Source organism: Hyphomonas sp., assembly GCF_037969335.1.
In the GTDB taxonomy this organism is placed as follows: domain Bacteria; phylum Pseudomonadota; class Alphaproteobacteria; order Caulobacterales; family Hyphomonadaceae; genus Hyphomonas.
In genome coordinates, this window is record NZ_JBBKXE010000113.1 from 1 (window position 1) to 14328 (window position 14328).

Sequence of the window (14328 nt, forward strand, 5' to 3'; positions counted from 1 at the left end):
ACACCCGCCTTGCCCTCGCAGGATTGCGCGAATAGGGTGCGCCCGACCTGATCCGGGACCACCTGAATGCCTGATACAATGACCACCGCCCTGCCCATCACGCTGTCTGATATCGAAGCCGCTGCCCGCGTCCTCGAAGGCCAGATCGTGCACACACCGATGCATCATTCCCGGACGCTGTCGGCGATTACGGGCGCGGACGTCTGGGTGAAGTTCGAGAACCTTCAATTCACGGCGGCGTTCAAGGAACGCGGCGCGCTGAACCGTCTCTCACACCTGACAGAGGCCCAGCGCGAAGCAGGCGTCATCGCTGCCTCCGCCGGGAACCACTCCCAGGGCGTCGCCTATCACGCCCGCCGGCTCGGCATCCCCGCCACCATCGTCATGCCCCGCACGACGCCGTTCAGCAAAGTCGAGCAAACCCGCAGCCATGGCGCCAAGATCGTGCTCCACGGGCTCAGTTTCGACGAAGCCAAGATCGAAGCCTCCAATATCTGCCAGCGCGAAGGCCTGACCTTCATCCACCCGTTTGACGATCCCCATGTCATGGCCGGACAAGGCACGATCGCCCTTGAAATGCTTGCAGAAAAGCCGGACTTCGACACGCTGGTCGTGCCAATCGGCGGCGGTGGCCTGATCGCCGGAATGGCCATCGCGGCCAAGGGCATCAACCCGGATATCCGCATCGTCGGCGTCGAAACCTCGATGTACCCGGCCATGCTCGCTGAACTCGAAGGCCGGGAGGTCAAGGTCGGTGGCGCCACGATCGCCGAAGGCATCGCCGTGCGCGAAGTCGGCCGCCTCCCCCTGAAAGTCGCCCGCGATCTCGTCGATGAAATCCTCCTTGTCGAGGAAGAACACCTGGAACAGGCGATCACCCTGTTCGTGAACGTCGAAAAAACCATCGCCGAAGGCGCCGGTGCCGCGGGCCTTGCCGCCCTGCTGGCCCATCCGGACAAGTTCCGCGGCCAGAAGGTCGGCCTCGTCCTGTGCGGCGGCAATATCGATACGCGCCTGCTGGCCTCGGTCCTCACCCGCGCGCTGGTACGGGAAAAGCGCCTCGCCTCGATCCGCATCATTGGCGACGACCGTCCGGGCCTTCTCGCCCTTGTCTCCAAGATCATCGGCGACAATGGCGCCAATATCATGGAAGTCGCGCACAACCGGCTCGCGCTCGATGTGCCGGCCAAGGGCGCCGAATTCGACATCCTGATCGAAACCCGTGATGCCCAGCACACGCAGGACGTCATCGACGCCCTGACCGCCGAGGGCTACCCGCCACGGCCCCTGTAGCGGCAAGGTGACTTGCCCGGAAAAGCGCCTTAAACCCGCGCCAGACCAGAACCAGACGGAGCCTGACCCAAGATGATCCGCACACTCGTTGCAGCCTGCGCTGCATTCTTCATGATTGCTGCCTGCAGCCAGACCAAGGACCTTACCGACGTGAATGCCCCATTTGAACAATACCTGCCCTGGGATGCCGCCGGCAAAGACGTGAAGTCTGCCGAAGGCGGCCTGCAATATATCGTCCTCAAGAAAGGCCCGAAAAACGGCAAGTCGCCCGTGCCGACCGACATGGTCAGCGTCCATTATGATGGCCGTATCGCCACCGGCGAGAAGTTCGACAGTTCATTTGAGCGCGGCACACCTGCGCAATTCCGCCTGAACCAGGTGATCCCAGGCTGGACGCAAGGCCTCCAGCTGATGAGCGAAGGCGACGACTATCTCTTCTTCATCCCGAACGCGCTAGGCTATGGCAATTCGGCGCGTGGCAACGTCATCAAGGCGGGTGACGACCTCGTCTTCCGCGTCCAGTTGCTCGAAGTGCTGGTGCCGAAAGTGTCCGACACCGCCGCCTGGGAAAAATACATGCCCTGGAATTCCGCACTGCCGGAAGTCAAGAAAACCGGATCCGGCCTCGAATATGTCATCCTCACCAGCGGTGATGCCTCCGGCCCGTCGCCCGAGAATGGCGAAATGGTCGCCGTGCATTATGAAGGCCGCCTCGCCGAGACCGGCGAGCTGTTCGACAGTTCCTTTGAGCGCGGTTCGCCGGAAACCTTCCCGTCGAACCAGCTGATCGAAGGCTGGGTCGAAGCGCTTGAAATGATGCGCCCCGGCGATCGCTGGATGCTTTATATCCCGTCAGAGCTCGGCTATGGCGAAATGGGCACCCCCGGCGGCCCGATCCCGCCAAATGCCCCGCTGATCTTCGAAGTCGAAATGATGGACGTGATGAAGCGCGGTTAGGCGCTGGACCAGGCGGAACACGATATGACCCTAAGTGCGGACACACTTGCCCGGATCGCCCTCGATGCCGGCAAGCTGATCATGGACATCTATGAGAGCGACTTTGCCGTCGAACAGAAGGGCGATGCCTCGCCTGTCACGGCAGCAGACCAGAAGGCCGAGACTCTGATCCTCGCAGCGCTGGCCAAGGCCGATCCGACGCTCATGGTCATCGCCGAAGAAGAAGCCAGCGAAGGACGCGTTCCCGAGCATGGCCACCGCTTCGCCCTCGTCGATCCGCTCGACGGCACCCGTGAATTCGTCAGCCGGAATGGCGAATTCACGGTCAATATCGCCATCATCGAACATGGCCGCCCGGTCATGGGCGTTGTGTACGCGCCCGCGAAAAGCCGCCTGTTCGTTGCCGAAAGCCACAATTCCGGCTGGCAGGCCGAGGCGGCGCCCGGCGCGGATGTTCCGGCAGAGCGCCGTCCGCTCCGGATTCGTCCCTGCCCGGAGGCTGGCGTCACCGCCATCGCGTCGAAATCCCACCGCACACCGGAAACTGATCTCTGGCTCGACAAGCACAAGGTCAACGAGACGCTGGGTGCCGGGTCATCGCTCAAGTTCTGCCTCATTGCAGCGGGCGAAGCTGATCTCTACCCCCGTATGGGCCGCACGATGGAGTGGGACACCGCTGCTGGTCAGGCCGTGGTCGAGGCCGCTGGCGGACGCGTTCTCACCGAGGAGGGCACGCCGCTCCTCTATGGCAAGCGCGAGCGCGGCTACGACAATCCGCACTTCATCGTCTATGGCGACGTGACACCCTGTTGAGCGTCCCTCTCGATTAACAGACGCAAATCTGCCAAGGAACGAGCAGGGAGATGCAGCGCATGGCACGGCAATATTTCGGAACTGACGGCATTCGCGGCCGGGTAAACCAGCAGCCGATGACGGCTGAAACCGCGCTCCGGCTCGCCATCGCCGCAGCGCGCACCTTCGCGCCGGACGGAAAAGGCACGGTCGTGATCGGTCGCGACACACGCAGGTCCGGGGAGATGATCGAGGCCGCCCTCGTTGCCGGCCTCACCAGCATGGGCCTCACCCCCCTGCTCGCCGGTATCGTACCCACCCCTGCCGTCGCCATGACCACACGCACGACAAGCGCCTGTTTCGGTCTGATGGTCTCAGCTTCGCACAACAAGTACGAAGATAATGGCATCAAACTATTCAGCCCCGACGGCCTGAAATTCGACGATCCGACCGAAGAAGCGCTCGAAGCGGCCATGGCTGGCGCGTTCAATGCCAGTTTTGCGCCGCCCGAGACGATCGCCACACCGCAGCGCATGGTCGGCGTCGGTGACGACTATGTCCGCAGCTGCCTCGCAACGGTCAGTTCAGGCAGCAAGATCAAGGGCATGAAGGTCGTGCTGGATTGCGCCCATGGGGCCGGCTTTGAAACCGCGCCGGAAGCCCTGCTGCATTGTGGCGCCGACCTGACGGTCATCGGCGCCGGTCCCGACGGAATAAATATCAATGCCGGATACGGATCGACTGACACCGGGGCGCTGAAAGCCGCCGTACTGAATTGCGGCGCAGATATCGGCCTTGCTCTCGACGGCGATGCTGACCGGGTCATCGTGGTGGATGAAACGGGCACCGAAATCGACGGCGACCAGGTCATGGCGCTGATCGCACGGGAACTGCATGCAACCGGTCGCCTCAAGGGTGGCGGTATCGTGTCCACGGTCATGTCGAACATGGGCCTCGACCAGTATCTCCAGTCACTCGGCCTGACTCTGTCGCGCACGCGCGTCGGCGACCGCTATGTCGGCGAACACATGCGGGCCCACGGTTTCAATTTCGGTGGCGAGCCGTCCGGCCACATCATCCTGTCGGATGTTTCGACCACCGGAGACGGCCTGCTCGCCGGCCTGCACGTACTCTCCGTGCTCGCAGAGAGCGGCCAGAAAATGTCGGCGCTGGCCCGTGTGTTCGAACCGGCACCGCAGGAACTCGTCAACATCCGCTATGCAGGCGCCAATCCAATGGACAGCGCCCGCGTGAAAGCTGCCCTGGCCGAAGCGGAATCCCTGATGGGCTCGCGCGGCCGTATGGTCGTGCGAAAATCCGGCACCGAGCCCCTGATCCGCGTCATGGCCGAAGCGCTTGAAGCTGACCTGATGCAGCAGGCCCTCCAGCTTGTTGTCGGTGCGGTGAAAGCCGAAGCCTGAACCGGCCGCATCGCGCCAGGCCAGTCCGCGCGCGGATAGATTATCCCAGCCCTGATCGGCGCGCCTTAAATCCTTGTCAGGGTTTTCCAGCTAGATTTCCCTCCACTCGGGAGGGTTTCTAGATGACGTTTGATGCCCGCGGGGGCAAGGATCAAGCGCGTGGCAGCACCGCCATATTCGCACTCACGACCTTCGCGGTCGTAGGCGGAGTGTTTTTCCTTGCCCTGAACTTTCCCGGCACGCCCAAATCCGGCAAGGCCGGACAGAAAGCGGAAATAATTGTCGCTACTGCAGACACGGGCCCCGCTCGCATGCCCGCGGGCCTCACGTCCAGGCCGGCAAAAGCCTATTTCGAAACGCTCACCCGCATTGATCCCGGCGCGTCAGCCAGTCTCGAAAAACGCCTCGCCAAAGCCGGTCGGCGCCCGCAGGCTGAGCAGGCCGAGATCGTCTTCGATCACGCCGCAGCCCTGCTGAAGGACCACGCAGCAGACCTTGCCCGGGCCGATACGCGCCATCTCGACAAAATTCTCACAATGACCCGCAACCGCCTGAAGTCTGCGTCCCATACCGGCAACGCCTGGTGCCAGGGCAGCAGGTACGCCGGTCTCGACCCGTCCCTCCTTGACGACAAGACCGCGCTTAATCAGGAACTCAAGATGCTGGAAGAGCCGCTGCGCGATTATGGCTTCGAACTGGTGACGCACCTCCTCGTCGCGATCGAGGATGCCCAGATCCATCCGGTCGCCCGCGGCGCCCTCACCCATACCGACAAGGCCGCCATGCAGGGCGTCGTCATGTCCATGGTGTCCGATCCGCAGGTCATGCCCCTTCTGATGGCCGCCCAGACCGGCACCGATTCACGCGATCTCGTCAGTTCGCTCAATGTCTGCGATCTCGGCGCAACCGCCGCTTCGGCGCTCAAGACCCTGCCCCAGGACACCAAGGGCCGCGCCTTCGCCGACCTCATACGCCAGCTGGAACTTGGCGGATTTGACCTCGCCGGCCTCTCCCGGTTCTAGGCGTCCCGCCGCGCGACGCCTGACTGTCCGAGGCGCCATTCCAGCACATCCAGCCGGTCCTGGCCGAAAAACGCCTCGTCCTCGAACACCATCAGCGGAACGCCCCAATGGTGCGGGTCCTGCGCGGCCTGGTTCTCGGCAATCACGGCGTCGAGGCGCGCCGTCTCGGCCTGCTCACGCCGGTCAAGCTCGGCAAGGTCGAAGCCCGCGCGCGCTGCAGCCTCCGCCAGCGCCGTGCCGACCGTCCATGCCCCGCCGGACCAGATCAGGGTCGAGACCTCGTCCATGAAGGCCCAGCCTTCGGCATCGCCCGCTTCGCAGGCCAGGATGCCCAGCCGTGTCAGCCGGTGGATATGCGGCTGGTCGGGCGAAATCTGCCGCGTCTGCATGTTCATCACGACCGGGTCCGGGTCGAGCCGTCCGAAGGGCAGGTCGAGGAACTGGGCCAGGCGCACGACATCCTTCAGCAGGTAAGGCACCCATTGCGGTCGGATCTCCGAAAAGAATTCCGGCGTGCGGATGGCGATCGGATAGACCGGGCGCGGTCGCACCCTGACATCCCATGTCCCCGGCATCGCCCGCAGGCGCTTTGTTGCGAGATAGGAATAGGGAGAGCGGAACGACCAGTAGACATCAACAGTTTTCATGAATCGGAGTGTGGCCTCTGGTTTGTGCCTTCACAAGACCGGAATTCGCTCCCATCTTGCGGCCATGGCGCTCGACGATTCCTTTCGGCAATTCCTCGACCGGTTCCAGATACCGGACCTCACCCAGCTCGACTGGAAGCATTCGACCGACAAGCTCCGCCAGCAATTCTATGTCGCCAGCCGGGCCATCGAGCGCGACGCACCCGAAATGGCCGACATATCGCTCCTCAAGGTCGCTGGCGCCGACGGCCCGCTCAGGGCGCGCCTCTACACGCCGCTCGGCGCCGGCATTCCGCCCGGTCCCGGCATCGTCTTCTTCCATGGCGGCGGCTTCATGCTCGGCGACCTCGACAGCCATGACATGGTCTGCAAGCGCCTCGCTGAAGGCGCCCGCTGCCGGGTCATCGCCGTCGATTACCGCCTCGCGCCCGAACACGCCTTCCCGGCGGCGCATGAGGATGCCCTCGCTGCCTGGACATGGATCGTCGCCAATGCGGCGAAACTCGGTCTCGACCCGGAGCGCCTCGCCGTCAGCGGCGACAGTGCCGGCGGCAATCTCTCGGCCTATCTGGCGCAGGAGATGAACCGCACCGGCGGCCCGCGCCCGGCTTTCCAGCTCCTGCTTTACCCGCTGGTCCAGTTCGTCGACATCCGCGCCAAGAAGATGAGTTTCCAGGAAGGCGGCTTCTTCATTTCGGCCAACCTGTTCGAATATTTCCGCGACAGCTACATCACCGACGAGAGCCAGCGCATGGACGTGCGCGTGTCGCCCTTGTTTGCCGGGCCGGACGCCTTCAAGGGCCTGCCGCCGGCCCACTTCGTCCTATGCGGCTGGGATCCGCTCAAGGATGAGGGCCTCGCCTATGCCGACAAGATGGCCAGTTTCGGCGTCCGCGTGACCGTGCGCGAGCACCCCGGCATGGTCCACGGCTTCATGAACATGACCGCCCTGTCCGACACGGTTCGCCTGGCGATCCGGGACGCCGGTCACGTCGTCGGCAAGGCGCTCGGCGCCGTCTGATTCACCTGTAGATACCCTTGGGTAACCCTCCGTTGCATTTTTGCGACGGTCGCCGGCAAACGCTTCGATTTTGTCTGACCCCCCTTTCTCCACAGGCCGGTTAGGCCTTATGGAGCAACAGCACCCACCCTCCTCCCAGAGCCTTCGGGTGCCTACGAAAACTTGTATAATCCAGAGGAAACACAGAATGAGATTCAAGAAAATGCTGGCTTTGTCAGCATCCGTGCTCGTGTTCGCCACAAGCGCAGCCATCGCCCAGGAACAGGAAGCCGCACCAGAGCGTGAAAACGCCATCGCCCGCGTCCTTGGAACCGTCACCGTTACCGCCACCAAGAAGGCCAATGTCGAAAACGTGCAGGACGTGCCTGTCGCCGTCACCGCGTTCAACAGCGAAACGCTGGATGCGCTCAAGGTCAACGACCTGCAGAGCCTCAGCTACTCCACCCCGAACGTCTCGCTTGAAGATGTCGGCACGTCGAAAGGCACCGCGAACTTCTCGATCCGCGGCCTCGGCATCAACTCGTCCATCCCCTCGATCGACCCAACCGTCGGCGTCTTTGTCGATGGCGTCTATATCGGCGTGAACTCGGGCGTCGTGCTCGACCTGTTCGACCTCGACAGCGTTGAAATCCTGCGCGGCCCACAAGGCCTGCTGTTCGGTCGCAACACGACCGGCGGCGCTGTCCTGATCAATACGGGCAACCCGACTGACGATTTCCACTACAAGGCACGCGCCACGATCGAAACGCCGATCGACGATGGTCGCGGCGGTCCGAACACGACCCTCCAGGCCACGGTTTCCGGCCCGCTCATCGAAGACAAGCTGAACGGCAAGCTCGGCATCTATCACAATTTCGATGACGGCTATTTCGAGAACCTCGCCACCGGCGACAATCTCGGTGAAGCCCACACGACCATCGTGCGCGGTGCGCTCGAATGGATGCCGACCGACGCCCTCACCTTCCTCGGCAAGGTCGAAAACTTCCAGACCAATTCCGATGGCCCCAACGGCCAGAACCGTGGCTTCTACGACCGTGGCAGCTTCGATATCGCGATCAACAATCCGGGCTTCCTGGATAACGACATCACGTTCGGCTCGCTGCGCACGGATCTTGATGTCGGCTTCGGCAATGGCACAATCACCAATGTCATTGGTTACCGCGAAGTCGATTCCACGACCAGCGCCGACATTGATGCAACGCCACTCACCCTGTTCCACTCGGGTTCCGAATTCACCCAGGAACAATTCTCCGAAGAGCTGCGCTATTCCGGCACGTTCGACCGGGCAGACGTCACCGTCGGTGGCTTCTACTTCACCCAGGAAATCGCCTATACCGAACGCCGCGACCTGCCGACCACCCGTCCGGTCGGCTTCCCGGCCAGCCTCGACTGGGAATTCAATGGCGGCGGCCGCCAGGACCATACGGTTTATGGCATCTTCGGCCAGGTCGACTATGACTTCACCGAAAAGCTGACCGGTATCTTCGGCCTGCGCTACGGCTATGAAGAGAAGGACGTGGACATCACCTATGTGCGCCCGCGCCCCAATTGCTCCATGGTTGATGAAACCTGCCCGACCACGGGCACCAACCCGTACATTGCCGGCGAGCCAAACGGCTTCTCCGACAAGGACGACTGGAGCGAAGTGACGCCAAAGATCGGCCTGCAATACTTCCACACCGACGACACCCAGTTCTACGGCACCTACACCAAGGGCTTCCGTTCGGGTGGCTACAACTTCCGCATCACGAACGCCCTCGCGTTCGAAGCGCTCTTCCCGGCAACGGATTCGCGCGCCTTTGATGCCGAAAAGGTCGACAGCTTCGAGATCGGCATGAAGCACACCACGTCTGACGGCCGCGGCCAGCTCAATGCTGCCGTGTTCCTGAACGACATCAAGGACATGCAACGCGAGCTGAATCTCTCGTCGCCAACCTCCGGTGTGGCCCAGACGATCATCAACACAGCCGATGCCGACATCTACGGTTTCGAGCTTGAAGGTCGTTACGCTCTCACCGATTCGCTTCTCGTCACGGCCAACCTGGGCCTGATCGATGCCGAATACAGCAAGGTCATCTATGACATCTCGGGTGACGGCGTTGTGGACGGCGCGGATCTCGATCTCTCCCTGCCCCGCGTGCCGGAAGCGACTTACGGCGTCTCGGTCATTCACGATTACGACATGGCCGACCGTGGCTCGCTCGTATCGCGCCTGACCTTCCAGCACCGCGACAAGAACGCATTCACCGATAACAATTTCGGTTGGATGAGTGCTGCGGACCAGCTGGATGCGAACCTGACCTGGAACACGCCAATGGATGGCGTCTCCGTGTCCCTGTTCGGCAAGAACCTGATCGACGAATCGATTGCTGGCGGCGACACGCAAGTGCCGTTCGGCGGCACACTGGCCGGCTTCGCACCAGGTGGTGCGAGCAATTCGACCGGCGTCGACGTGCCGTTCGCGAACGATCCGTCAATCGGCACATTCTCGCCGCTGCAAAAGGGTCGCCTGATCGGTATCGAGTTCACGATCAGCCGCTAGGCTTTTCAGACCTCATCTCCAAAAGGAAAGGGCGGCCCTTGGGCCGCCCTTTTTATTTGTCTGCAATCTGGACGCTGGACTATTTGCCCGTGCCGCCAAAACGCTTGGTGAAGCTGATCTTGAACGTACGACCGAATGGGTTGTGCGTGTAGGGATCGTAGTTCACGTCGAAGGCCGCGAATGGCGGATCTTCGTCCGTCACGTTGACCACGGAGAGACCGATATCCAGGTCCAGCGGGGTCGACTGCCAAGTGTAGAACAGGTCGAACGTCGTCTGGCTGTCAATCTTCTCACCGACACCGCCACGGGCGGCCGCCGCGCGTTCGTCCTTGTAGCTGTCAATGTGGCGCATGACGGCCCGGAAGTTGTGATCCCCGACGCCGTAATTGGCAAAGAGGTTCGCTTTCCATTGCGGCATGGACCGGGTGAAGTTACCCCGGTTGAACTGGCCGACATAGTCACCACCACCGATGGCCACACCCTCCACGAAGTAAGGATCAACATCATACTCGATGACGTAGGTGGCATCCGCGCCAATTGCGAATTCACCGCCATTGGTCATGTCCCAGCTATTCTGCAAGCGTAGGTCCAGACCGGACGTCTTAATGTCTGGTCCATTCGTCACGTTCGTACGGACACGTGAGATCGTTGCTGCCGTCGGTGCCAACGGATCGTTGAACGTAATACGCGACAGGATGGCATCATCATCCGTGGTCGCCGTGGCCAGTGCGGCAACGGCTGCGTTCACAATATTCGCCTGCTCTTCAACAATGACCGGATCGGAGAAGTCGAAATTGTAATAGTCGAGCGAGGCAAAGAAGTTGCCCATCTCATAGATGCCGCCAAGATTGAAGCTGAACGCCGACTCCGGCTTCAGGTCCGCATTGCCGAACGTGTCGACCGCCTTGAATGCCGACGCCGCAGAGATGAACTGTAGCGATGTACCAACGCCACCCAACTGGTTCAGCGTTGGACCCTTGAACGAGGTCTGGGCCGAGCCACGAAGGGCAAAATTGTCGCTGAGAGTCCACTTGGCTGCCACTTTCGGATCGAAAGTCGAGCCAATGTCGCCACCATAATCCTCGTAACGAACAGCCGCCTGGATATCGACATTGTCGAATAGCGGAATCTGCAATTCGCCGAAGATAGCATAGATCGTCTGGTCTTCGTCAGCCGGTGTCGTACCGGCAAGGAACGAGTAGGGACCCGTGCCGCCGGGTCCCGGCGTTATGGTCAGGTCGGTGAGCGCCGATGGCTCGACCTTGTAGCTTTCGCGGCGAACCTGGACACCACCAGCCCAGCCGACGCTTCCGCCCGCAGCCTGAACATTGCTCTGGCCTGAGAAGACACCATCAAAGACCAGCAGGTCTGTATTGGCGATCGTCAGGCTTGGGTCTGTGATCCAGTCTGCCAATGTGACCGAGTTTTCAAGTCCGGAAACATAGTTCGGGTTGGCTGTACCCGTGACAGCGTTCGCAGGAATGGCGTTAGAGAACGGGTTGTAATATTCACACCCGCCCGAACCGGCCGCAAGCGAGCCGGCATAGCCAGCCACCCAAGGCTGGGTTCCAGTTGCAGGGTCGAAACCCGTGTTCGGATCGACACAAACACCGTAACCGCGCAGGGCTGCCGTCAGGCCTGTGATATACGTGTCATTAGTCGAGCGTTCGCTCTCGGTTGCCGAATAGCTAAGCGCGGCATCATAGTGAACACCATTGTCGAAGTCGCCAATATAGGAGCCGGACAGACGGTAGGTTTCGCTCTTGCGATAACCCTCCTGCGCGCCGCCCGTAACTGGGAAACCACCCCAACCGAACGAACGACCAATAAAGAGGGCGCCGACAGATGCGGCCGGGAACGCGCCGGGATTGTCAGCAACATATTGCTGGAAACCTGGGGCGCTCGCCGGCACAAACTGGTTCAGCAGTGCCTGTGGTGGATAAGAAGGCGATGTCTTCCAGCTTGGAACATCCGAAGACGCATAAAGCGCCTCAAGGTGCACTGCTGCGCCATTCGACAGGTTGCGGTTATACTCGGAGAAGATCTGGAACCGTTCTTCTTCTTCAACCAGGTTGTCGAATTGCGTGAACTGGAAACGGCAGGTGCCGGAAACAATCAGGCCACCTACGTCTTCGCAACCCGTATCATTTGTGGGGCCCTGAATTGGGGAAACTGCCCCCCCAACAACGCCGAGCGGAACATAATAGCCGGGGTTGGAAAGCGACGACCAACCACCAACCGGGTTGTCGGCATTTGGCAGGACCGCCCAGTCTTTTTCGTTCAGCGCGACTTCGGTACGCTTGTTGTAGCCAACTGAGGTCACCCAGCTGAAGTTCTGGCCTTGCAGTCCATAAGCACCCGAAAGGTCGTAGTCGCCATCGGAACCATCGAACTGAGAGTACGAGCCACCAACTTCAAACCCGTCGAGGTCGCGATTGGTGATGAAGTTCACGACGCCAGCAATGGCGTCCGAACCGTACAGCGCCGCAGCGCCGTCTTTCAGCACTTCGATCCGGCCAACAGCAGCGGTCGGGATATTGTTCGTGTCGACGAAGAGCTGAGCCTGCTCACCGATCGAGTAAGGGTGGTATGTCTGGCGGTGACCGTTGATCAGCACCAGTGTCCGTGCAGGGCCAAGGCCACGCAGGTTGATGTTCGACGTGCCTTCCAGGCCGTTCGAAGCGAACTGGTTGGTCTGGCCGTCAACACCCGAAGACGGGCCGAGGTTACGGATCAGTTCCGTGATCGAAGGTTGGCCTTCGAGTTTCAGGTCGCCCGCCGTCAGCACGTCAACAGGAAGGGCAGCGTCTTCCGGCGTGCCCTGGATGAATGAACCGGTCACAGTGACCGTCGTCAGCTTGCGCTCGGATTCACTCGCTTCCTGCGCAAACGCCGGCAGGGCGGTCGTAAGCGCAAGAGCAGACGCCCCCAGCACCAATCTTGTGGTTAATCTCATTTGGTTTCCTCCGTTTATACCTGTGACGTCCCCCGGATTATGGTTCCGGATGTATCCCTCACTGGTCTGTAACCTTAGCCACATGCTGACGCAGCGATAGGGACGACCTATGCTGCACTGCAATATCGCAATCCTGCTATGCATTCGCGCAAACCTGTTGCGCAAGCCGCTGAAATCAGGTCAAAAATGAATGGATGTTGCGTGAATTCCCCTCCCCTGCCCCGTTTCTTGCGCTGGCAGATCATTTCGCAGATGCGGTAGAACCGGCCCATTTTCCTTCCGAAGTGTTGCGCTTTCGCAACCGTCGCTGGGCAAACGCCGTCGGCCTCGGCGATCTCGACGATGCCCAATGGCTCAGCCACTTTTCGCGATTCGAGTCGCTGCCCGGCAACCTGCCCCAGCCGCTCGCCATGCGGTATCACGGCCACCAGTTCGGCACGTACAATCCCCAGTTGGGAGATGGACGCGGATTTCTCTCCGCACAGGTGCGCGACCGCACCGGCCGCCTGCTCGATCTCGGCACCAAGGGTTCTGGCCAGACTCCCTGGTCGCGTCAGGGCGATGGCCGGCTGACCCTCAAGGGCGGCGTCCGCGAAATCCTTGCCGCAACCTATCTCGAAACGCTCGGCGTCCACACATCCAAGGCGTTCAGCCTGGTCGAGACGGGCGAACAATTGCATCGCAATGACGAGCCGTCGCCGACCCGTGGCGCGGTGCTCGTGCGCCTCTCGGAAAGCCATATTCGCTTCGGCACCTTCCAGCGCGCCGCCTATCTCAATGACCGCGAGGGCCTCGTCAGCCTGGTCGATTATTGCGTCGCCCAGTTCCATCCCGGCGCCGACGCACCCGACATGGCCACCAAGGCGGTGAACCTGCTCGGCCACATCACGCGCGCCACCGCCAGCATGATCGGACAATGGATGGCCGCCGGCTTTGTCCACGGCGTCATGAATACCGACAATTTCAATGTGACCGGCGAGACCTTTGATTTCGGCCCGTGGCGCTTCCTGCCCGTGTCCGACCCGAACTTTACCGCCGCCTATTTCGATCAGAACGGCCTCTACCGCTTCGGCCGCCAGCCAACCCAGGGCGCCTGGGCGCTGCAACAGCTCGCCTCCGCCCTCCTGCCGCTGGCCGAGGCTGACGATCTCGCCCGGGGCCTCGCGCCCTATGAAGCCGCCTACCAGCAAGCCTTCGCCGCCCACACGCATTTGCTGCTCGGCCTCGCCGGCTCCGGCGACCTGCGCAATGACCTCACCTTCCTGCAGGGCCTCTATGGCTGGATGACCACCAGCGGCGCGTCCTGGCCGCAAACCTTCTTCGATCTCTATGGCGGCGCTGCCAGCGAGGCACGCATGAAGGCCTCGCCCCAGGCCGCGCTCTACGAGACCTCCGACTTCGCCCCCGTGCGCGATACACTCGCCGCCCGCACACCGACCCACGCAGACCGGCTGTCCCATCCCTACTTCCAGGCCGCCGCCCCGGTTGTCCTCCTGATAGAGGATGTCGAATCCCTTTGGGCGCCGATTGCCGAGCGCGATGACTGGTCCGCCTTCGACACTAAGATGGCCCACCTCGAGGCTGCCCGCACAGCGCTTGCGCCCTGAGCCAATTTGCGGTCCTAACACCCCCTTGCCACCCCCCTGCCACCCCCTTTGCGAGGCCCCGCCATGATCG

10 protein-coding genes are annotated in these 14328 nt (G+C 61.7%); 8 read left to right on the forward strand and 2 right to left on the reverse strand.

The features are described from left to right. Positions 1–66: 66 nt before the first annotated feature. The 5 genes from AADA04_RS08560 to AADA04_RS08580 all read left to right on the forward strand — a co-directional run bounded on the left by AADA04_RS08560 (position 67) and on the right by AADA04_RS08580 (position 5485). On the forward strand, positions 67–1293 hold the full coding sequence (locus AADA04_RS08560) for a threonine ammonia-lyase (RefSeq protein ID WP_340692840.1): 1227 nt from the start codon (positions 67–69) through the stop codon (positions 1291–1293). 72 nt (positions 1294–1365) lie between these two features. Further along, positions 1366–2250, forward strand: a complete 885-nt coding sequence (locus tag AADA04_RS08565; RefSeq protein WP_340692841.1) for an FKBP-type peptidyl-prolyl cis-trans isomerase — start codon at positions 1366–1368, stop codon at positions 2248–2250. A 24-nt stretch (positions 2251–2274) separates the two neighbouring features. Next, entirely contained in the window at positions 2275–3063 is a 789-nt protein-coding gene (gene cysQ, locus AADA04_RS08570; protein ID WP_340692842.1) for a 3'(2'),5'-bisphosphate nucleotidase CysQ, read from the forward strand. Between the two features lie 59 nt (positions 3064–3122). Next, positions 3123–4463, forward strand: a complete 1341-nt coding sequence (gene glmM, locus AADA04_RS08575) for a phosphoglucosamine mutase (protein ID WP_340692843.1) — start codon at positions 3123–3125, stop codon at positions 4461–4463. A gap of 122 nt (positions 4464–4585) precedes the next feature. After that, positions 4586–5485: a hypothetical protein gene (locus AADA04_RS08580; protein ID WP_340692844.1), complete on the forward strand. Its 900-nt coding sequence runs from the start codon at positions 4586–4588 to the stop codon at positions 5483–5485. On the opposite strand, the gene AADA04_RS08585 is transcribed toward AADA04_RS08580, so the two are convergent. Then, complete coding sequence (locus AADA04_RS08585) at positions 5482–6132, reverse strand: DsbA family protein (RefSeq protein WP_340692845.1); 651 nt, start codon at positions 6130–6132, stop codon at positions 5482–5484. The genes AADA04_RS08580 and AADA04_RS08585 overlap by 4 nt on opposite strands. 10 nt (positions 6133–6142) lie before the next feature. On the opposite strand from AADA04_RS08585, the gene AADA04_RS08590 reads away from it, so the two are divergent. Next, positions 6143–7153 (forward strand): alpha/beta hydrolase, encoded by a 1011-nt coding sequence (locus tag AADA04_RS08590; RefSeq protein ID WP_340692846.1) that lies wholly within the window; start codon positions 6143–6145, stop codon positions 7151–7153. Positions 7154–7340: 187 nt separating this feature from the next. After that, on the forward strand, positions 7341–9695 hold the full coding sequence (locus AADA04_RS08595; protein WP_340692847.1) for a TonB-dependent receptor: 2355 nt from the start codon (positions 7341–7343) through the stop codon (positions 9693–9695). A 79-nt stretch (positions 9696–9774) separates the two neighbouring features. Here the strand turns inward: AADA04_RS08595 and AADA04_RS08600 are convergent, their stop codons facing one another. Beyond that, a complete protein-coding gene (locus AADA04_RS08600) occupies positions 9775–12651 on the reverse strand; it encodes a TonB-dependent receptor (RefSeq protein ID WP_340692848.1) in 2877 nt (958 codons plus the stop codon). Positions 12652–12845: 194 nt separating this feature from the next. Here AADA04_RS08600 and AADA04_RS08605 point away from each other — a divergent pair, with 194 nt between their 5' ends. Next, a complete protein-coding gene (locus tag AADA04_RS08605) occupies positions 12846–14258 on the forward strand; it encodes a YdiU family protein (RefSeq protein ID WP_340692849.1) in 1413 nt (470 codons plus the stop codon). The last annotated feature ends 70 nt before the right edge of the window (positions 14259–14328 follow it).

Coding starts and splice junctions, on each gene's coding strand:
- AADA04_RS08560 (WP_340692840.1), top strand. CDS start 67: ATGCCTGATACAATGACCACCGCCCTGCCCATCACGCTGTCTGATATC.
- AADA04_RS08565 (WP_340692841.1), top strand. CDS start 1,366: ATGATCCGCACACTCGTTGCAGCCTGCGCTGCATTCTTCATGATTGCT.
- cysQ (WP_340692842.1), top strand. CDS start 2,275: ATGACCCTAAGTGCGGACACACTTGCCCGGATCGCCCTCGATGCCGGC.
- glmM (WP_340692843.1), top strand. CDS start 3,123: ATGGCACGGCAATATTTCGGAACTGACGGCATTCGCGGCCGGGTAAAC.
- AADA04_RS08580 (WP_340692844.1), top strand. CDS start 4,586: ATGACGTTTGATGCCCGCGGGGGCAAGGATCAAGCGCGTGGCAGCACC.
- AADA04_RS08585 (WP_340692845.1), bottom strand. CDS start 6,132: ATGAAAACTGTTGATGTCTACTGGTCGTTCCGCTCTCCCTATTCCTAT.
- AADA04_RS08595 (WP_340692847.1), top strand. CDS start 7,341: ATGAGATTCAAGAAAATGCTGGCTTTGTCAGCATCCGTGCTCGTGTTC.
- AADA04_RS08600 (WP_340692848.1), bottom strand. CDS start 12,651: ATGAGATTAACCACAAGATTGGTGCTGGGGGCGTCTGCTCTTGCGCTT.
- AADA04_RS08605 (WP_340692849.1), top strand. CDS start 12,846: ATGTTGCGTGAATTCCCCTCCCCTGCCCCGTTTCTTGCGCTGGCAGAT.